Annotated in this window: 18 protein-coding genes and 2 tRNA genes; 8 read left to right on the forward strand and 12 right to left on the reverse strand. The window is 35.8% G+C overall.

Features of this window, described 5'->3' with window-relative positions; genetic code table 11:
* The first annotated feature begins 35 nt into the window (after positions 1-35).
* Complete coding sequence (gene recA, locus G9C87_RS09505; RefSeq protein WP_172280446.1) at positions 36-1,043, forward strand: recombinase RecA; 1,008 nt, start codon at positions 36-38, stop codon at positions 1,041-1,043.
* A gap of 192 nt (positions 1,044-1,235) precedes the next feature.
* On the opposite strand, the gene G9C87_RS09510 is transcribed toward recA, so the two are convergent.
* Positions 1,236-4,133 carry an alpha/beta hydrolase family protein gene (locus tag G9C87_RS09510; protein ID WP_172280448.1) on the reverse strand — a complete coding sequence of 966 codons (2,898 nt, stop codon included), beginning with the start codon at positions 4,131-4,133 and terminating at the stop codon, positions 1,236-1,238.
* 156 nt (positions 4,134-4,289) lie between these two features.
* Here G9C87_RS09510 and htpG point away from each other — a divergent pair, with 156 nt between their 5' ends.
* The gene (gene htpG, locus G9C87_RS09515) at positions 4,290-6,182 is read left to right on the forward strand and encodes a molecular chaperone HtpG (RefSeq protein WP_172280450.1); all 1,893 of its coding nucleotides are present in this window, start codon (positions 4,290-4,292) and stop codon (positions 6,180-6,182) included.
* 459 nt (positions 6,183-6,641) lie between these two features.
* On the opposite strand, the gene G9C87_RS09520 is transcribed toward htpG, so the two are convergent.
* Positions 6,642-7,337: a hypothetical protein gene (locus G9C87_RS09520; protein WP_172280452.1), complete on the reverse strand. Its 696-nt coding sequence runs from the start codon at positions 7,335-7,337 to the stop codon at positions 6,642-6,644.
* 149 nt (positions 7,338-7,486) lie between these two features.
* Here G9C87_RS09520 and G9C87_RS09525 point away from each other — a divergent pair, with 149 nt between their 5' ends.
* Complete coding sequence (locus tag G9C87_RS09525; RefSeq protein WP_172280454.1) at positions 7,487-7,867, forward strand: helix-turn-helix transcriptional regulator; 381 nt, start codon at positions 7,487-7,489, stop codon at positions 7,865-7,867.
* A 3-nt stretch (positions 7,868-7,870) separates the two neighbouring features.
* Here G9C87_RS09525 and G9C87_RS09530 read toward each other — a convergent pair whose 3' ends face one another.
* Entirely contained in the window at positions 7,871-8,167 is a 297-nt protein-coding gene (locus G9C87_RS09530) for an MGMT family protein (protein WP_172280456.1), read from the reverse strand.
* Positions 8,168-8,254: 87 nt separating this feature from the next.
* Here G9C87_RS09530 and G9C87_RS09535 point away from each other — a divergent pair, with 87 nt between their 5' ends.
* Positions 8,255-8,401 carry a hypothetical protein gene (locus G9C87_RS09535; protein WP_172280458.1) on the forward strand — a complete coding sequence of 49 codons (147 nt, stop codon included), beginning with the start codon at positions 8,255-8,257 and terminating at the stop codon, positions 8,399-8,401.
* Positions 8,402-8,597: 196 nt separating this feature from the next.
* Here G9C87_RS09535 and G9C87_RS09540 read toward each other — a convergent pair whose 3' ends face one another.
* The 4 genes from G9C87_RS09540 to G9C87_RS09555 are packed head-to-tail and all read right to left on the reverse strand — an operon-like array spanning position 8,598 to position 11,726.
* Positions 8,598-9,572 (reverse strand): deoxyhypusine synthase family protein, encoded by a 975-nt coding sequence (locus G9C87_RS09540; protein WP_172280460.1) that lies wholly within the window; start codon positions 9,570-9,572, stop codon positions 8,598-8,600.
* A gap of 27 nt (positions 9,573-9,599) precedes the next feature.
* The gene (locus G9C87_RS09545) at positions 9,600-10,247 is read right to left on the reverse strand and encodes a hypothetical protein (protein ID WP_172280462.1); all 648 of its coding nucleotides are present in this window, start codon (positions 10,245-10,247) and stop codon (positions 9,600-9,602) included.
* Positions 10,248-10,294: 47 nt separating this feature from the next.
* On the reverse strand, positions 10,295-10,687 hold the full coding sequence (arfB, locus tag G9C87_RS09550; protein ID WP_172280464.1) for an alternative ribosome rescue aminoacyl-tRNA hydrolase ArfB: 393 nt from the start codon (positions 10,685-10,687) through the stop codon (positions 10,295-10,297).
* Between the two features lie 31 nt (positions 10,688-10,718).
* Entirely contained in the window at positions 10,719-11,726 is a 1,008-nt protein-coding gene (locus G9C87_RS09555; protein ID WP_172280466.1) for an AMP-binding protein, read from the reverse strand.
* A gap of 100 nt (positions 11,727-11,826) precedes the next feature.
* On the opposite strand from G9C87_RS09555, the gene G9C87_RS09560 reads away from it, so the two are divergent.
* Positions 11,827-11,897, forward strand: a tRNA-Gln gene (locus tag G9C87_RS09560).
* Positions 11,898-12,068: 171 nt separating this feature from the next.
* A tRNA-Gln gene (locus G9C87_RS09565) sits at positions 12,069-12,139 on the forward strand.
* 203 nt (positions 12,140-12,342) lie between these two features.
* Here G9C87_RS09565 and G9C87_RS09570 read toward each other — a convergent pair.
* The 5 genes from G9C87_RS09570 to G9C87_RS09590 form a co-directional block, all read right to left on the reverse strand.
* Positions 12,343-13,398 (reverse strand): agmatine/peptidylarginine deiminase, encoded by a 1,056-nt coding sequence (locus G9C87_RS09570; RefSeq protein ID WP_228456993.1) that lies wholly within the window; start codon positions 13,396-13,398, stop codon positions 12,343-12,345.
* 55 nt (positions 13,399-13,453) lie between these two features.
* Complete coding sequence (locus G9C87_RS09575) at positions 13,454-14,068, reverse strand: hypothetical protein (RefSeq protein WP_172280470.1); 615 nt, start codon at positions 14,066-14,068, stop codon at positions 13,454-13,456.
* Between the two features lie 103 nt (positions 14,069-14,171).
* Positions 14,172-14,975: a GyrI-like domain-containing protein gene (locus G9C87_RS09580; RefSeq protein WP_172280472.1), complete on the reverse strand. Its 804-nt coding sequence runs from the start codon at positions 14,973-14,975 to the stop codon at positions 14,172-14,174.
* 151 nt (positions 14,976-15,126) lie between these two features.
* Positions 15,127-16,554, reverse strand: a complete 1,428-nt coding sequence (locus tag G9C87_RS09585; protein WP_172280474.1) for an amino acid permease — start codon at positions 16,552-16,554, stop codon at positions 15,127-15,129.
* A 114-nt stretch (positions 16,555-16,668) separates the two neighbouring features.
* The gene (locus G9C87_RS09590) at positions 16,669-16,962 is read right to left on the reverse strand and encodes a helix-turn-helix domain-containing protein (protein ID WP_172280476.1); all 294 of its coding nucleotides are present in this window, start codon (positions 16,960-16,962) and stop codon (positions 16,669-16,671) included.
* 192 nt (positions 16,963-17,154) lie between these two features.
* Between G9C87_RS09590 and ccoN the strand changes: the two genes are divergently transcribed.
* Positions 17,155-19,434 carry a cytochrome-c oxidase, cbb3-type subunit I gene (gene ccoN, locus G9C87_RS09595; RefSeq protein ID WP_172280477.1) on the forward strand — a complete coding sequence of 760 codons (2,280 nt, stop codon included), beginning with the start codon at positions 17,155-17,157 and terminating at the stop codon, positions 19,432-19,434.
* A gap of 19 nt (positions 19,435-19,453) precedes the next feature.
* Positions 19,454-20,341: a cbb3-type cytochrome c oxidase N-terminal domain-containing protein gene (locus tag G9C87_RS09600; protein ID WP_172280479.1), complete on the forward strand. Its 888-nt coding sequence runs from the start codon at positions 19,454-19,456 to the stop codon at positions 20,339-20,341.
* The last annotated feature ends 254 nt before the right edge of the window (positions 20,342-20,595 follow it).

A 20,595-nucleotide genomic window follows, 5' to 3' on the forward strand; every position in this document is an offset into this window, starting at 1 on the left:
AAAATTATGTACTTTTGAGAAATTATTTTTTAGAAATGAGTAACATTGACGATAAGAAAAAAGCACTGGCTCTAGTGCTTGATAAATTAGATAAAACATACGGAAAAGGAACTGTAATGACTTTGGGAGATAATTCTGTTGATAATACAATAGAAGTTATTCCTTCCGGATCCTTAGGATTAGACATTGCATTGGGAGTAGGAGGATATCCAAGAGGAAGAATCATTGAGATTTATGGACCTGAATCTTCCGGTAAAACAACTTTAACACTTCACGCTATTGCAGAAGCTCAAAAAGCAGGTGGAATTGCAGCATTTATTGATGCAGAGCACGCTTTCGACAGAACTTATGCTGCAAAATTAGGAATAGATTTAGAAAACCTTATTATATCTCAACCGGATAATGGTGAACAAGCCCTGGAAATTGCGGACAACCTTATCCGTTCAGGAGCGATTGATATTGTAGTAATCGACTCAGTTGCCGCTCTTACTCCTAAAGCAGAAATTGAAGGAGAAATGGGTGATTCTAAAATGGGTCTGCATGCAAGATTAATGTCTCAGGCATTAAGAAAACTGACTGCAACAATTTCAAAAACAAAATGTACCGTAATTTTCATCAACCAGCTGAGAGAGAAAATTGGTGTAATGTTTGGAAATCCTGAAACGACAACCGGTGGTAATGCCTTGAAATTTTACGCTTCAGTAAGAGTAGATATCAGAAAGGCAAGTGCACCGATCAAAAATGGTGACGAAGCAATCGGAAGTCGTGTAAAAGTAAAGATTGTTAAAAATAAAGTAGCCCCTCCATTCAAACAAGCTGAATTTGACATCATGTATGGAGAAGGAGTTTCTAAAACAGGAGAAATTCTTGATCAGGCTGTAGAGCTAGGAGTGGTAAAGAAAAGCGGTTCATGGTTCAGCTATGATGAAACAAAATTAGGACAAGGCCGTGATGCGGTAAAAGACGTTCTTAAAGACAATCCTGAACTTTCTGAAGAACTGGAGAATAAAATTAAAGAAGAATTGAAAAATAAATCAAAATAATTTTTCAAATCAAAATCAATAACAAAGACAGCCTTCAAGCTGTCTTTTGTTTTTACTCTATTTCCCACCCTCACAAGTGAGAAAATACACTTTGGTCCGCTGGTATTTTTGTAAGATATATTGATGAGATTTACTAAAAAATCTTTTAATAAAAAAATCGGCGGAACATTTCGTCCGCCGATTTTTTCATCGTTAAGGTTTATCATCCGTCAATTCAAAGCCCCAATCTTTTCCTTTTTGGGTTGCAGAAACTCCTTTTGTCATCCATACCGGTGCTTTAGCCCCTTTAAGATAATAATCAAAAAACTGCTGCTCGCGGATTTGTATATCTTTCCTGTTCTGTCGTTTTACAAGATTATGGTCGTCACCATTATAGTTAAGAAGCCAAACGGGTTTTCCCAGACGTCGTAATGCCGTAAACATTTCAATTCCCTGATACCATGGAACTGCTCCATCTTTATCATTACTCATAATGACTACCGGAGTTTTCACCTTATCAATCGTGAAAAGCGGTGAATTTTTAATGTAAAGATCTGGTGCCTCCCAAAGATTTTTCCCTAATCTGCTCTGTGATTTTTCATACTGAAACTGCCTGTTCATTCCTGAGGTCCATCTGATCCCTCCATATGCAGAGGTCATATTGACAACAGGAGCACCACTCCACGCAGCAGCATACATATCTGTGTGAGCAATAAGGTAAGCAACCTGATAACCGCCCCAGCTTTGTCCTTGGATTCCGATTTTAGTACCGTCTACCCATGAATTCTGCTTTAATTTTTCAACTCCGGAATTAATATATTCCATTGCGGATTCCCCCGGAAAACCATCGGTATATGAAATATCCGGTGTAAAAACCAAATATCCGTTGCTCACAAAGTAAGAAATATTTAATCTTGATGGTGTCGGAGCAGGAGCAATATAACGGTTCAGATTGTCCGAAAGCTTCTCATAGAAGTAAACAATCATAGGATATTTCTTGTTGGGATTGAAATCTTCAGGCTTGTACAAAACTCCTGTAGATGAATTGCCTTTTGGTGTTGTCCAGTTGACCAATTCATTCGTCCCCCAATTATAAAGAGCTTGCTGTGGGTTTGTATTGCTTAATTTTTGTTGTTCCAAGAAATCTGATGTTGCGAAAATATCAGGCGATTCTGTATAGGATTCTTTTACCAAAATATATTCTTCCGCATTTTTAGCTTTTTGAATGCTTCGATACCCCCAGACATTTTCCATTTGGATTTTTACAGGATCAGCGTCTGACTGAATGGTTGTTCTGAAAATTCCGTTTGCTTTGGATGTATTATCAAAAGCTGATAAATAAATGGAAGATTTCCGGTTCAGGCTTTTTACATCTTTATCTAAATCGTATGTGTCGAATGTTATTTTATGTTTGCGCCCGAAGCCATTCGTGATATTCCTTGGCTTTTTTGAGCCGTTCAGGAAGAATTCCCAAAGGTCGTAGCGATCTCTTATAATTACAGATTCATCTTTATCGGTCCATGATGCGATACCATAAGAATTTGGAAAATCCGGCATATCAAATTCTTCATCAACAAAAGAAACCGGCAACCCGCTATTGAGAGGAAGAGTTTGTTTTGTTTTGACATTGTAACTCAGCCACATTCCTTTTTCTTTGTTGAAAATCACAAGAAACTTTCCAAGCGGAGATATGGCAACTGCCCCGTCAAGATTTTTTATAATTTCTGTTCTTTCGCCTGTCTTATTATCAATCAGAAAATAGGTTTTCTTTGTAGAGCCTTCCCATTGAGAGGAAATACGGTTATTGATACTGGTAATTCCTAATGCAAATTCAGCATTTCCTTCGTTCACCAATCTTAAAGTATCTAAATCTTCTCCATCAATATTTCTGAAGAAACCAGGCTTTTCTGTCTGCATTACTGCGGCATAGGATTTCTTAAGATCGTTTTTCAATTCTTTTAACTGTACCGTTTGAAGATAATCATCTTTATAATTCCAGATGTCCACAACAGCATGATCGTTGGCAATCATTGCAGTATCTTTTGCAACAGGTTTTGGCGCAACACCGAAATACAATTGTTTTCCGTTTTTGCTGAATAAAGGCAACCTGTTTTCAGAAACTACCCAATTCTTTTTCATCTGTGCATTTTCATTGCTTATAATCTCCCTCTTATTTCCTTTAAAATTAAAGTAATACAGCTGATATAATTTCACCAGGTCATTTTGTGCAGAAGCAGTTCCCACAAATGCCAGTTGGTCTCCTTCTTCATCGAAAGACAACTGTGAAAAATCGCCCTCCATTTCTGAAACCTTAGATACAGTCCCTTTTTGCAGATCAACTACCTGTACGGTTTGAAATGCATATTTCTTTGGCTTTGATTTGTCAGTTTCTTTTTTATCTGCAGATTTTTCACCCTCAGAATCCTTATCTTCTTTTTTCTCTTTTTTAGCCTTTTCTTCTGGCTTTTTAGTTACAAAAACCAGTTGTCTTCCGTTTTTACTGAATTCATAACGCACTACATTATCATATGTTGTACTTTTTCCATCCAATAAATTCCGTACCACCAATTGTAATGGTTTTACATTTTTATCTTCATCATTATTTTCATCTCCATCTTCTTTATCAGAAGCATCATCAGAGGATTTATCTTTTGTATTTTCCAAAAGGTAAGCAACAAAAGAACCTGCTTTTTCAGGAACTTTAAATGATTTCACATTAGGAATTTTCTCAGTTTTATCATTGAAAAAATCAACTATTGCAAGACTATCTTTTGTTAATTTATTTTTTTTCAGCTTTTTATCTTTTACCGCCTTTATATCTTTATACTGCGGACGGATTTGAAAAACAGCAAACCTGGAATCATTGGTAAAATCCAATTTTGTTGCTCTTGCAAACTTCTTTGAGGTTTTATTTTTAACTGAGTGCAGAAAAAGGTTAGAATTTCCTTCCTGAGCATCTACGGAATAGGCAATCCATTTTCCATCATTTGAGATTTTTTTTGTCCCGATATTTTGCCAGCTGTCGTAAACGGAATGATCTAGAGGTTTTTTCTGTCCATACATAAAACAGGTCATGATGAGCAGAATAAAAACTGTACATTTCAACTTCATTTTTTTAATAATTTTAGAGATTTAAAAGTAAGATATTTCTTTGACAAAATTACATGAAACTCCTGTTTCATTATAAGTTCAAGAGTGTCATTCTGTCACTTTCTTCCTCATGGTATTTTTTTTGAGAAGAATTATGCAAATCAAAACTAAATTATTATGACTAAAGGAAATATTAATGTTTCTGTGGAAAATATTTTTCCACTTATCAAGAAATTTCTTTACAGTGATCACGAAATATTTTTAAGAGAATTAATTTCCAATGCCACTGATGCTACTCTAAAATTAAAACACTTAACAAGCATTGGTGAAGCTAAGGTGGAATATGGAAATCCTAAACTTGAAGTAAAAATCAATAAGGAAGAAAAGACTCTTCATATTATTGATCAGGGGATAGGAATGACGGCCGAAGAAGTCGAAAAGTATATTAATCAGGTGGCTTTTTCAGGTGCCGAAGAATTCTTGGAAAAATATAAAGACAGTGCAAAAGATTCAGGAATTATCGGACATTTCGGTCTTGGATTCTACTCTGCTTTCATGGTTGCTGAGAAGGTAGAGATCCTTACAAAATCTTACCGTGATGAACCTGCTGTTCGTTGGATATGTGACGGAAGCCCTGAATTTACACTTGAAGAAACTACAGATAAAACTGAAAGAGGAACCGAAATTATCCTTCATATCGCAGAAGATTCAACCGAATTTCTGGAGGAATCAAAAATCCGCGAGTTACTATTAAAATATAATAAATTCATGCCTGTTCCGATTAAGTTTGGAACAAAGACCCACACTCTTCCATTACCGGAAGGTGCTCCGGAAGATGCTGTTGCTGAAACAGAGGAAGTGGACAATATCATCAACAACCCGAACCCGGCATGGACAATTGCTCCTACTGATCTCACGAAAGAGGATTATGTAAAGTTCTACCACGAATTGTATCCAATGCAATTTGAAGAACCTTTATTCAATATTCACCTGAATGTTGATTATCCTTTCAATCTGACAGGGATATTATTTTTCCCAAAGCTTGCTAACAACCTGAATATTGAAAAAGATAAAATCCAGCTGTATCAGAATCAGGTATTTGTTACCGATGAAGTAAAAGGAATTGTTCCGGACTTCTTAATGCTTCTTCGTGGTGTCATTGACTCTCCTGATATTCCATTGAATGTTTCACGTTCTTATCTCCAGGCTGATGGTGCTGTAAAAAAGATCTCTTCTTATATTACTAAAAAAGTAGCGGATAAAATGGCTTCCCTTATCAATGAAAGCCGTGAAGACTATGAGAAAAAATGGAATGATATCAAGATCGTAATTGAATACGGAATGATCTCTGAAGAGAAGTTCTATGAAAAATCCGATAAGTTTTCTTTATATCCTACAGTTGATGGAACTTACTTCCTATGGAATGAATTGACTGAAAAAATCAAACCTGCACAAACCGATAAAGATGGCAACCTGATCATTCTTTATGCTTCCAATGCTGATGAACAACATAGCTACATCCAGTCTGCAAAAGATAAAGGGTACGAAGTGCTTCTTTTAGATTCTCCTATTGTGCCTCACCTTATTCAAAAGCTGGAAAGTACTAAAGAAAAGGTTTCATTTGTAAGAGTAGATGCGGATCACGTTAACAATCTGATCAAAAAAGATGAACCTGTAATCTCCAAGCTTAATGATTCTGAAAAGGAATCATTGAAAAAGAATGTAGAGGAAACCATCAGTGATGCAAAATTCACGGTTCAGCTGGAAGACTTAGACAGTACGGATGCTCCTTTTACTATTACGCAGCCTGAGTTTATGCGAAGAATGAAAGATATGCAGGCAACAGGCGGAGGTGGAATGTTTGGAATGGGAGGCTTCCCTGAAATGTATAATCTGGTAGTAAACTCTAACAGTGAATTCGCTGGTCAAATCTTAAAAACAGAAAACCAGGAAGAGAAAGCAAGCCTGATTAAATACGCTTTAGATCTTGCAAAACTTTCTCAGAATTTATTGAAAGGAAAAGATCTTACAGATTTCATCCAAAGAAGCTACAAGCAGCTTGAAAAATAAAATAACAAAAGCGATACAGATAATCTGTATCGCTTTTTTCTTATAAGACTATTCTATGATAATTCGTCTAAATCCTAGTTAGTTCTTAGAAAACTAAGCTTCATCCTTGATCGCTTATTCTATACCATTTTTATTTTCTGATCGGTTCGATTTAAAGATTGCCAGAACAAGCATTATCATCAAAAGAATTACCTGAACAAAAAAGTACCTATCTTCCTTATCAAATAATTGAATAGTTGAAATAACTATTAAAAAAGTATAAGCAATAACAGCATTTTTATTACGTTCCCTCCAGGCTGAAATAATAAGGGTAAAGAAAATTATAAAAGAGATACATTCAAAAATGATACGCCATATACTATCCCTTGTAAACAGTGGAGTAAGTATTAGCATAACTACTACTATTATTATAATATACTTATTAAGTTTCATATTTTATTTCTATATTCTAAAAAAATCTTATCGTATCCCTCCACTTCTTACACAGCTTCTATAGTCAGTTTCAGCATCGGAATTACATACTATCATATGCGTGGTAGCCATACCTCCTGCGATAACTCCACCAACTCCACCAGTAAAAACACCAACTAAAACTGAGCCTCCAATTTCTATAGCATAATTTCTCATACATCGATTACCAGCAGTTACAAATGCCGATTGGCAATTCCTCCTACCATCAACAGCATCATTAGTTTCCTTATAATTCAATTGCAAATCTATTTCATTTGTCAGCATCCTTGTTCTTTCTTCTTCTGTATATTTTGAATAAAAATCAGCATTAGATTCTCTGAAGGCTAAACTATTATCATTCATTTTCTCATACATAGAAATCAGCTCCCTGCTTTTTCCAATTTTTGCAGAATTATAAAGACTTTCAAGTTCTTCTACGGTCTTAACCCTATCAATTCCCGACTGAATCAGTGAAAAATCTGCGTCTTTTTCATTATCCAACAGATTCTTGATTTCCGACTGAATGCTGAGCTGGGTCGATACATAATCTGATAAAGTTCCGGAATCTGATCTCGCAGTTCTTAAAACATTTTTTTGAGTTGTCTTTGTGCTGGAATTTTGTCCCGTTGATAAATCTTCGTTTGAAGAACATGCCTGAAAAATCAGCAGGAATAGCACTCCTGCCATAAGTAATTTTTTTCTCATTGTGTTGTTTTTTTTATTTGTTGTACTCCAAAACTATAAAAGTCAAAACATTCAAAATGCATAATCCTGTTGCAGATTTTTTGCATTTTTCATGTACAACACAGATACAAATTTGTGTGATTTTTTGCATATTTGTATAAAAATGCGAGATGCAAAAAGAAAAGCTACGATCAATCAGAAAGAAAAAGGGATATACTCAGCAACAAATTGCTGATATCATTGCTACGGATGTTTCCAATTACAGCAGAAAAGAAAGTGGAGATGTAAAAATCGTAAGGGCTGAATGGGAAAAGATTGCTAATTTCCTCGATGTTACTATGGAAGACATTTATGAAGAAGATGACGCCCAAATTGTTGTCAATAATGATCATCCAGTATTTAACGACAGTTCTGCATCGGGAGTGTATCAATATAACAATAATACGATTCCACTTTCCATTGTTGAAAACCTTCAGGAATATATTTCTTTATTAAAAGCCGAGAACCAGAAATTACAGGCAGAAATAAAAACCCTGAAAGCAAGAAAGTAAATTCTACAATTCACTTAAAGGATCCCAAAAAAGTTTCTTGAAATTTTTAATTCTAAAATTTTCAACCACAATACCCTCTGCTTCCAGCTTAGGCTGAAATTCTTTTACAGATAAAACTCCGGAACTGGAAATTACCCTATGGGCAGGAACATCTTTTGGGCATCCACCCATAGCCTTTCCAACATGACGTGAATGATTGGGATATCCTACTGCTTTGGCAATGGCTCCATAAGAAGATACTCGCCCTTTGGGAATAAGCTTTGTAATTTCATAAACCTGTTGTTTAAAAATTTCGTCCATACACGATCATTTATATTGGTTAAAATAATTGCATCATTTTTGAATGATAATAGTTTCAATGATGTTTCTCATTAAAATTATAAAGTTATGAAAAAATCATTTTTCCGCATTCTGAATGCGATCAATAAAAAGATCTTACCCAAATTAAGTGATAAGGATCCTTCTTCACTAACGAAGTTACAAAAAGGAATTCTTGCATACCGTTATTTTGTGCTTATAAATTCTATGGATTAAATTCTATAAAAAGGAAGCTTTACTATTTTGTTAAGCCCGATATGACCAATCAATTTCTGAAGCCTCGGAACTTTTGATGATTTTAGCTATTTTAGAATATCATGAGAATTTTTTCAACATCTAAAAAATAAAAAACGCTCCATAATATGAAGCGTTTTTCTTATTTTATGATCCAGGATATCCCGGAAATTTCATCTTAAGAATTCTCAAGAATATAGGAGAACATTAATGGTGCACAGATCGTTGCATCACTTTCAACGATGAACTTAGGTGTTGTAATATCCAGTTTACCCCACGTGATCTTTTCATTTGGAACTGCTCCGGAATATGAACCGTACGATGTTGTAGAATCGGAAATCTGGCAGAAATAAGACCAAAACGGTACATCATGCATCTCCATATCCTGATATAGCATCGGTACTACACAAATTGGGAAATCTCCTGCAATTCCTCCTCCAATCTGGAAGAACCCCACACCTTTCCCTCCTGAATTTTTAGTATACCAATCAGCAAGATACATCATATATTCAATTCCTGATTTCATTGTTGTAGCTTTAAGCTCTCCTTTTATACAATAGGATGCAAAAATATTTCCCATTGTGGAATCTTCCCATCCCGGAACAACAATCGGAAGATTTTTTTCTGCAGCAGCAATCATCCATGAGTTTTCTCTTGGAATCTCATAATACTGCTCCAAAACTCCAGAAAGGATCATTTTGTACATATATTCATGTGGGAAGTATCTTTCTCCTTTAGCGTCAGCGTCTTTCCAAATCTCCACAATATGCTTCTGCAATCTTCTGAATGCTTCTTCTTCAGGGATACATGTATCTGTAACTCTGTTTAATCCTCTTTCCAATAAGTCCCATTCTTCCTGTGGCGTAAGATCTCGGTAATGCGGAACTCTTTCATAATGAGAATGCGCAACCAGGTTCATTAAGTCTTCTTCCAGGTTTGCTCCGGTACAAGAAATAAAGTCTACTTTATCCTGACGGATCATCTCAGCAAGAATCTTTCCTAATTCAGCAGTAGACATTGCTCCCGCTAAAGTTATCATCATTTTTCCGCCATCTTTAAGATGCGCAACATAACCTTTTGATGCATCCACCAATGCAGCTGCATTGAAGTGCAGGTAATATTTCTCTATAAATTCAGAAATTGGCTTGTTCATTTATTTTGATTTTTGCAAAGATAAAACTTAAAATCGGAATGTAGCGGCAGCACTCAGAGAAAGTCTTGTTAATCCTTCCTTTTGATCATCCTCCAGCTTAAAAGATCTTCCGTTAATTGTCATTTTGCTTAATGTACCGGCTGTAAGACCGATTTTAGGACCAATAAAAAAGTTATTCAAAACAGCATATTGGTAAGCAAAATTAGCTTCCAATCCCAAATTTGAACCCGTTCCTTTAACGCTACCGGTTTTTGTTGTATAGGTTATAGCTCCCAGTGCAACATCATAATAGAATTTATGTTTAAACTCATCGTTAAAGTTAGAATACATAAATGCTGGTCCAAAGAAATTGATATTGTCTTTGGTGCTAACATATCCTGAAACAGTTTGCCCATTATTATCTCTTACGGTAATTCTTCCATCACTGGATGCGCTGTAATTGGAATATTTTAACCCTAAATGTATATTCCCCTTCACATTATAATAAGCAGAAACATCAAAATTCATCCCGCTTTTTAACCCTTTAATGTAGTTTCTTGTATCCCCTGAAATATTCGATGGAGTTTTCGCTACCCTCCATGCATATCCCACGGATGGAATGATTGAAAATTTTTGTTGTGCCATGGACATAGCAGTAATTGAAAACATCCCTAAAAGTGTAATTTTTTTTATCATTTGTTTTAAAATTTCGGCAAAAATAACATTTTTTCCGAAGTGCACAATCAGAATTTAAAACGTCTGTTTTCCTTTTTGTCTGAGAGTTTCTTTTTATTATCAAGCCTTTTCTGCTTTTGACCTTTGGAAGGTTTGGTTGCGAGTCTTTTCTTAGGAATTATTAAAGCTTTATTTACAATTTCTATGATTTTTTCAACTGCTTTATTTTTATTCATCAATTGAGTTCTACTCTCAGAAACCGTCAAAAACATTAAGCCTTCTGCATTGATTCTGTTTTTTAATTTATGTTGAATTAAAACTTTTTCATCTTCAGTAAAAAACTCAGATCCGTTTACATTCCAAAGGACGGTGACAGATGTTTCCACCTTGTTTACATTCTGACCTCCCGCTCCACTGCTCCTGGAAGTTCTATAGCTAAGTTCTTTTGAAAAATCTTTCATGGTTTTGAAACAAGGGTTACAGATAAAAATTTCACGACAGCATTTTTATTAATTCTAGCCGGTTCACCTTACCATTCGGAGTCCTCGGTACTTCGTCCACAAAAATAATTTCTTTAGGTTTATGAAAGTTTTTTTCAAATGGTATTTGTGAAATCCTTTCAATCAATTTTTCCGAACGTTGCCCTTCGATAACCAATACTAATCTCTGGCCTAAAATTTCATCTTTTAATCCTAAAAATACAACTTCATTTGCAATTTCTTTTTTGATCAATCCTTCCAATTCTTCAGGAAAAATTTTAGCCCCTCCGGAATTAATTACATTATCAATACGTCCTAAAAATCTGAACTGATTATAATTTTTAATTTCAACTAAGTCATTAGTTTGCAGGACCTCACTGTTGACATCCGGAGCAAATATCCGGAGACATCCCCGATCATCTTTAGAGATTTCAACATGTTCAAAAGCGGTAAAGTAATCTTCAGCCTTTGGCGACAGTTGCTTTAAGGCAATATGGGATAAAGTTTCTGACATTCCATAGGTTTCAAATATGTTTGTATTGAGGTGTGATATCCTTTTTTTCAGGCTCTCTGAAACGGATGCTCCACCAATGATCAGGTTCTTTATAAGGTGAAGTTTATCCAGAGAGTTTTCCACCTGTAGAGGAGTCATTGCACAAAAATCTATTTCTGCAGTAATTTCTTCAAGTGGCTGTAAAGATGGTTCTCCCACAAGTAGCTTCATCTTTCTCTCAAAGGAGCGAACTACCATCATCTTACCTGAGATATATTCTACAGGTAAACAGAGCAAAGCTGTATATCCTTCTTTTAACTGTAAAAAGTTACACGTCATCACTGCAGAATTCATCATTTTCCTTTTTTCAATTTCAAAAACTTTAGGCGCTCCTGTTGATCCTGAAGTTTGGACATCAACTGTTTCCGAACCGGAAGTCCATTTTTCCAAAAAAAGAATGACTTTTTTTTCGAATTCCGTATGTGGATATAAGTTATTAATTTTGAGATTATTGAAATCTATCACCATGTTTTCCGCAAATAAAATGTGATGTAAATGTAAAAAAAAGTTTAAAAAGTTCTTGTATGTAGAGAAAAAAGCTTTAAATTTGCACCACTAAAAACAACACAGACCCATGGTGTAGCGGTAACACTACTGATTTTGGTTCAGTCATCTGGGGTTCGAATCCCTGTGGGTCTACAACCACTCTTTCTTAAGAGTGGTTTTTTTATTATATATGTTTAAAATCCCATTAATAAAATACTAGTACACAACTACTTATTATTTCAGGATGTATTAAAATGATTTTTTTATGCCAGATTTTTGTGTATCAAGAAAAAATTTATAAATTTGCACCACAAAAAATAACACAGACCCATGGTGTAGCGGTAACACTACTGATTTTGGTTCAGTCATCTGGGGTTCGAATCCCTGTGGGTCTACAAGCCACTCATTTTAAGAGTGGCTTTTGTTTTTCTATTATTGATCAAAATTTTTGGATAACAAACGTAACATATCCATCAAACAGCCATACTCTTAGCTAAATTTTAATTTACCACCTCATATTGTCTGAAAAGCACAAAGAGACGTTAAATAAATACCCCTGATCTAATGGATCAGGGGTATTTATTTAATATTATTATCATTATTTAGCCAATTCTCCGGCAGGTTGTTGTTGGGTTACACAATGTACCATCCCACCATTTTCATATAGGTTTCTAACATCAATTCCAATCACTTTTCTAGTAGGATACTGATCCTGAATAATTTTGTTTGCTACTTTATCATTGGGGTCACCATAATTTGGAACGAGAACAATTTTATTGGCCACGTAATAGTTTACATACGAGCCCTTTTCATCCAGTTGTTTACCATAAGCTGTTTTCACCTTGTTTTTTGTAGCAGGCACATAAACTTTTTTATATTCTTTTCCCTTCACGTTTGTGGCAGTATACAATGTATTGATATCTTTATCCGACAGCCCCATTTCTGCAAGATCCTCGTCATCCATCGTAATCATGGTATCCTTGTCTATAAACTTCATAAATCCATCAATGTGCATATCGGTAACATCCAGTCCTGTAACGCCATCCAACCAAATCACCTTTGATACTCCATAATATGTTTTAAACATTTCCTCAGCCTCCTGCTGTGTTATCCCTTTTGTCCTTACCGAACCTTTTTTCTGGCTGATCACAGAACTTTTACATGCCATTAAAACCCCATTTCCATCAGTTTCTATTGCACCTCCCTCATTTACCATTTCTTCATTCAGATCTATAACCTTTGCTCCGATGTCTTTTCCGATACGTTGTGGAATTTCATCACAATTTTCAAAATCAAACTTTTCTCCCCAACCATTAAATCCCCAATCTTCGATCAGGAGGTGTCCTTTATTATCTTTCACGAAAATAGGCCCATTATCCCTGATCCATACATCATCTGTAGGATAGATCTTAAAATCAATATTTTTCATCGGTATGGCATTTCCCTCTAACATGTGTAAAATCCTTTTCTTCTCTACCTCATCATAAGCAATAATATGGACCTTCTCATTAACCTGTAAAGCTTTGGTCATATCAATCCATGTCTGCTCGACCCTTTCCCTGTAAACCTTACCATGCTGGTGATGATGTGGCCATTGTAGCCATGTTCCTTCGTGAAGGGATGACTCTTCCGGGAAATAATACGTTTGTGACATACAAAACACTGAGTTTAATGTTAAAAAAAATGCAAAAAATTTATTATTCATATTATTAAAATTTCTTTCCTATAAATATTCCAAAGTCAATTGTGGTTTCAAAATTATTTCCGGTCTGAGAAACGGTACTTCCGATTCCGAACTGCATCTTCTTTTGGGTTTCTATTCCCAATCTGATGACCTGATTACTCATCTGATGTTGCTTAAAGCTAAAATCAGAATCTATAATCAACATACTATACAGGTTAAACCGCTCATTAATCCTGGGTGTATATTCCATTAATGTATAAAGCCCGAATCCCATTTCTTTCCCATCGAAAGAATAAGTGAGCGCAGGATACAAATTAATTCCAAAATCTCCTTTCTCTTTAATAAAGGCAAATCCGAGCGAAGGCATTACATCTTCAGCAGATACGTGAACTCCCCCTGAAATTCCCCAGTTTCTTCCTATATAATAATTAAGATTCTGATATAACTCTGCATTCCATTTCTTTGACTCATATTCGTAGGAAACTGTTCCTGAAGCGAAATAATTCCATTTTGTCTTAAAATCCTTATCAAAAATCCCTAAAACTTCTGTTTCCTTGATCCCTGCATAGCCTTGTACTGAAATTTGAGCTGTCGCTCCATATGAAAACAGAAAAGCTACGGGAAATACTATTTTTTTCATCATTATTGTTTTCTAAAGTCTTTACTTATATAAATCATCTTTGTTATTGATGACTGCAAAATTATATCGTCAAAAAACAAAAAATTGTCCTAAAAGGACAACCTCATGAATACAACGGAAAATAAATGTGTGTAATAATTTCTCCTGTTGGGGACTGTGTATATTCTTCTATAACATCGGAATTATCCAGCATAAACAAAGACTCCGTCAGCCAAAATCTATAAAAAATCCTGTACGTTTCCAGAATACTATCAAAGCTTCCGTAATGGGTAAATTTGATATACTTGCCTCCAAAAATTTCTTTCTTTTGAAATCCCGATATCCCGGAAGAAACATGTTTTATACCTGCTCCGTATCTGCAGTGAGGCACGCTCGTAATAAGGGGCTGATCCCGAATAATCCCATAGGCAGAACCAGAAATTTCATTTTCATTCTCAATACTTTCCCACAGATCATTAATTTCCTGATTATTATAATCTTCAGCTTTAATAAACCTACAGTATATAGAAACCGGATCTTTATATTTTATTTCATGTGGCAGATTTCCTTGGGTATTATCAATAAACTGACTAAAAATTTCCTGTTTACTCTTCCTTGCTACTGCCGGTGAAATATGATATTGTTGTTTAAAAGCTTTAGAAAAGGATTGAATATTAAAATAACCAATTTGCCAGGCAATATCAGAAATTGTATCGGTTGTATATATTAGCTTTTTATAAGCATTCTCAAGGCGGAGCCGTTTTTGAAATCCGGAAATGGTTTCATTAAAAATCCTAAAAAAGATCCTTTGGAAATTCCTATAGGAATAATGAGACATGCTCTCTATTTCATAAGCCGTGATCTCTCTGTCAAAGTTTTCCTCAATGAGGTCCACAATCTTTTGTATTTCACCAAAATGAATCTGCATGAATGTACTTTATAATTCACATGGGTTTTTCAATTTATACAAAATGCCAGCCACATATGAATTAATAACCCTATGAATTTACTAAAAAACACCTTCACAAAAAAAGGACAGATAAATATCCATCCTTTTTTATATTATTTCTGTAAAAAAGCTAGCTGTTTTTGGGCTTGTACAATTTAAACAGTATGAATAGGAAAACCAACCACACCGGGATCAGGATAACCTGGATCTCCATTCCTGTAATGCTCATTAAAACTAAAATAGCCAACAGGAAAAAGATGCATATGTAATTCGATACAGGATAAAATATAGAAGGAAATTTGGTTTTTGTTCCTGATTTATTTTTCTCAGTTCTGAATTTTAAATGGGTATAACATATCATGAGCCAGTTGATGATAAGAGTGGAAACTACTAAGGCCATCAGATATTCAAATGCTTTTTCCGGAACCAGCTTGTTGATGATAATACAGATACCAGCAAAACATGAGGAAACAAGGATTGCATTGGTAGGCACGCTATTCTTATTTAATTTTGTAAGAAATTTGGGTGCATTTCCTTGTTGTGCTAATCCAAAAAGCATTCTGCTGTTACTGTAAACACTGCTGTTATAAACTGATAAAGCTGCGGTTAAAACAATCAGATTAAGAATATTTGCTATGAGAACATTAAAGTGTATTACTTTTCCAAAGATGGTAAATTCAAATCCATTCAGATTTTGGAAAACCATGACAAACGGACTTGTTCCTTCTGTAATTTCTCTCCATGGACTTAGTGAAAAGAGAATAACCAATGCCCCCACATAGAAAATTAAAATTCTGTAAATAACCTGATTGGTAGCTTTAGGAATCGTTTTTTCCGGACTTTTAGCTTCTGCAGCAGTAATTCCAATTAATTCCAACCCTCCAAAGGAAAACATGATCATGGCCATTGCCGCAAAAAGTCCGGAATATCCATTTTCTGTTTTATTAAAAAAACCTTTCGGAAAAAATCCTCCGTCATTCCACAGATTTGAAATACTTGCCTTATCCCCTCCGGTACCACTAATCAATAAGTAAATACCAAAAACAATCATTCCTATAATTGCAACTACCTTTATAATAGAAAACCAGAATTCAGTTTCTCCGTACACTTTTACAGAGGCAAGGTTTAACGCATTAATGACGATAAAAAAGAACAAACTGGAAACCCAGAGCGGAATTTCAGGCCACCAAAAATGGATATAATGTCCGATGGCTGTAAGTTCTGCCATACTCACCAGAATATAGAGAATCCAATAGTTCCAGCCTGAAGCAAACCCCGGAAAATTCCCCCAATATTTGTATGCAAAATGACTAAAGCTTCCGGACACAGGTTCCTGAACTACCATTTCACCAAGTTGGCGCATAATAAAAAATGCAATGATCCCTGCTAATGCATACCCTAAGATAACAGATGGGCCGGCTAAAACAGCTGCAGGGCCAATACCGAGAAAGAGACCGGTACCTATAGCTCCACCGAGAGCAATTAATTGAATATGTCTGTTGGTTAATCCCCTAACCAGATTCCCATCATTAGGTCCGGTTTTTTGTTCGTTGTTCATACAATGAATTAAGCCCTAAATATATAAAACTTTAAGAAATTTGCTTCTATAAAGCAGCATGAACATTCAAATCATTCAGTTTTAAAGAATTAAAAAGTAAAATACTCTGTTTTCTTACAGATATTCTTCCGGAACCGAAATATTATTCTTTTTCATATATTCCAAAAGAGACTGGTATTTGTCTTCATAATCATCCATTCCGCATTTATGTGAAATGCTGCAGATATCCGAAGGCTTAATTTCCAGAATCTGCGAGATTTTATTTAAGATATCCAGATTGATCTTCACTTTAGAATTCTCAATATCCGAATAAGCCTTTTGTGAAATCCCCATTTCAAAAGCCATATACTCCTGTGTCAAATCTTTAGTTCGTCTGATTTTCCTGATGTTCTGACCGCATACTTTCATTGTATTTGTTTTAGTAGTTTTTGGTATAGTTTAGAAGGATATCTACTAGCCTCTAACAAAGTTAATAAATACCTTTGGCAAAACATTATACACGTTACATGATATTTATTTCTTAATGGAATTTAGCTTCACAATTAAAAGCTGATCACTTATTAATGATAAATATTTTTCTCTACAACAACTATTGGAATTATGGAGACGCAAAAATTTAATTATGACAATACCATTGTCAGAGCATTTCTCTATGCTACTATCGCATTTGGTCTCGTCGGTTTTTTACTGGGACTTACGGCAGCACTAATGCTTTTCTACCCTGAACTACCTGAATTTTTATTCGGAACGGATGACACAACGATTCAGAGTTTACGAAGCGGCAATATCCAGGGGCTGATCAATACACAGGGAGCAATGGGATTCGGAAGAATACGGATGCTGCATACGAGTGCCGTAATTTTTGCCTTTGTATGTAATTCATTTTTCTGTGGTGCCTATTACAGTATGCAGCGTTTACTAAAAACCAGAATGTATAGCGATACACTTTCGTGGATCCATTTCTGGTCTTGGCAGATTATGATCATCAGTGTGGTTATTACATTCCTGATGGGAATCAATACTTCAAAAGAATATGCGGAACACGAATGGCCAATTGATATATTAATTGCTTTCTCATGGATCATTTTTGGGATCAATATGTTTGGAACCATTGCCAAAAGACGGGTAAGACACCTTTATGTAGCCATCTGGTTTTATATTGCTACATGGATTGCTGTTGCCATGCTTCATATTTTTAATAACTTAGAAGTTCCGTTATCTTTCACAAGCTGGAAATCTTATTCTGTATATTCAGGAGTAAAAGATGCCCTTGTCCAGTGGTGGTATGGTCACAATGCAGTAGCATTCGTATTAACAACTCCGGTTTTAGGACTGATGTATTATTTCATGCCTAAGGCTGCTAACCGTCCTGTATTCTCATATAAACTGTCTATTATCCATTTCTGGTCTCTGATATTTGTCTACCTGTGGGCAGGTCCTCACCACCTTCAGTATACGGCACTTCCTGCATGGGCACAGGCAGTAGGAACAGGGTTCTCTATCATGCTTATCGCTCCGTCATGGGGAGGAATGCTTAACGGTCTTCTTACTTTAAGAGGAGCATGGGATAAAGTAAGAGAAAATCCTATCCTTAAGTTCTTTGTAGTCGCTGTGACCTGTTACGGAATGGCAACATTTGAAGGACCGCTTTTAGCCACAAAATCTTTAAATAAAATCGGACATTACACGGACTGGGTAATCGGGCACGTACATTTAGGTGCATTGGGATGGAATGGTTTTATGGCATTTGGAGTTATTTATTATCTGATTCCAATTATGTGGAGAACGGAACTCTGGTCTAAAAAACTGGCTAACTGGCACTTCTGGCTGGGGACTTTAGGAATTATTTTCTATGCAGTACCAATGTATATTTCAGGATTTACTCAAGGTTTGATGTGGAAACAATTTAACCCGGACGGAACCCTATTGTGGAAGAACTGGCTGGATACGGTAACTGCAATCATTCCTTATTTCAAAATGAGATTTATTGGAGGTATCCTTTACCTTTCCGGCGCCATATTAATGGTTGTGAATGTTATTAAGACCATTAAGGCCGGATCATTCCAAAGAGAAGTTCCTGCAGAAGCTCCTGCTTTAGCAAATATCGGAAGCCAGAGAAAGGAAGGCGAAGGCGCTCACCTTTGGCTTGAAAGAACACCAAAATTACTTTCTATATTGGCTTTCATTGTAATTTCAGTTGGCGGATTGGTAGAAATAGTCCCTACTCTTACCATTAAGAGCAACTTACCACAGATTACGGCAGTAAAACCTTATTCTCCATTGGAGCTGGAAGGTAGGGATCTCTATATCCGTGAGGGATGTAATTCATGTCATTCCCAAATGATCAGGCCTTTCCGTGATGAGGTAATGAGATTTGACGGTAAAAACGGGCAATACTCTAAAGCAGGTGAGTTCGTGTATGACAGACCGTTTTTATGGGGGTCAAAAAGAACAGGACCTGATCTTCACCGGGAGGGAAGCCGAAATCCTGACTCATGGCATTTCAAACATATGTACAATCCAAGAATTACATCTGCAGGATCCATTATGCCTCGTTTTCCATGGCTGATCACCAACAAACTTGACCGCTCTGAAATGATCAGCAAGATGGAACTGATGAAAAATACTTTTGACATCCCTTACACAAAAGCGGAAATAGATTCGGCAAACCAGTGGGCAGATCATCAGTCCCAGGCTATTGTAAAAAGAATTTATTCGGAGGCAACAGACGTAAGAGACCAGGTTCAGAAAGATAAAGCAGCAAAAGGCTCTGCCTTTATCCCACTTGAACAGAGAGAAATTATAGCAATGATAGCCTATCTCCAGAGATTAGGTACTGATATTAAAACCACGGACATTAAAACAGCAAGTGCGGATTAATTATTAAATACATGTAAAAATGAAAACACGGACACCCATTTCTATATACATCATTGTAACCGTAGGATTAACAGTTATGGCATTCGAAATGTTTGCTCACGATTCCGGTTATTTCAGTTCCCCATTCTTCTGGGCATTATTACTGATTGCCACCATTCTCCTTTTGATCATGAACTCGATTGGAGATCTGGTGGAAAATGAAAAATTCAGCAGATTGAGTTCGTATGAAAAACAAGAATACCTTAGGGAAAAAAGTACTCCTTATTTTCAGAAACTCTGGAATTCTGCTTTTAAAAAGCAATCACAAACTGAGGAAAAAGACATTCTCATCGATCATGGTTTCGACGGAATTACGGAACTGGATAATTCATTACCCAAATGGTGGATTGGACTATTTTATTTCGGAATTATTTTCTGTGCTGTATATATGCTGGCTTTCGCCTTTACAGATTATGCACATCCGGATGCAGAATATGATAAAGAGACCAAAGTAATGCTGGCTTCCATTGAAGAATACGAAAAAAATGCTCCCACCATTAATCTGGAAACGGCAAAATACAGCGCTGATAACATCGCAGAAGGTGAGCAACTTTTTAAAACCAATTGTGTAACCTGCCATGGTGATGGTGGCAAAGGAGGTATTGGTCCCAATTTAACGGATACATACTGGATCAATATTAAAGAAAAAAGCCTGTTTAAAAATGTTTTCTGGATGCTTGAGAATGGTTCACCGAACAATCCAGCTATGAGGCCATTTGTTAAAGAAGGGACAATTACCGGAAGGGATGCTGAAAAAATTGCCGCTTATGTTTATCACATCAATCAGGAAACCACACCCATTACTGTTACTCAGGGTAGCGCTGCACCCCAAGGTGAAGAAGTAAAATGGGAGAATAATAATCAGTAAAAATACAAACTAAACTTTTCAACTATGCCTCGCCCCCTTTTGAAAATTAACTAGCATTATATTATTTTCGATACCCTTTTCATACTTGAAAATAAACAAAAGGGGGCTTTTTTAAAGAAAAAAATCAATCCTTGCTTTGGCTGTTGTCTCAATTATTCACTTCACTTCGACACAACTAAAATTCCATAAATGGCAGCCAAGGCAGGATTTTTGCATTCTCCAGAGGGTACCACACCAGGTAATTTTTTAAATAG

The organism is Chryseobacterium sp. LAM-KRS1 (assembly GCF_013184525.1).
GTDB lineage: Bacteria > Bacteroidota > Bacteroidia > Flavobacteriales > Weeksellaceae > Chryseobacterium > Chryseobacterium proteolyticum.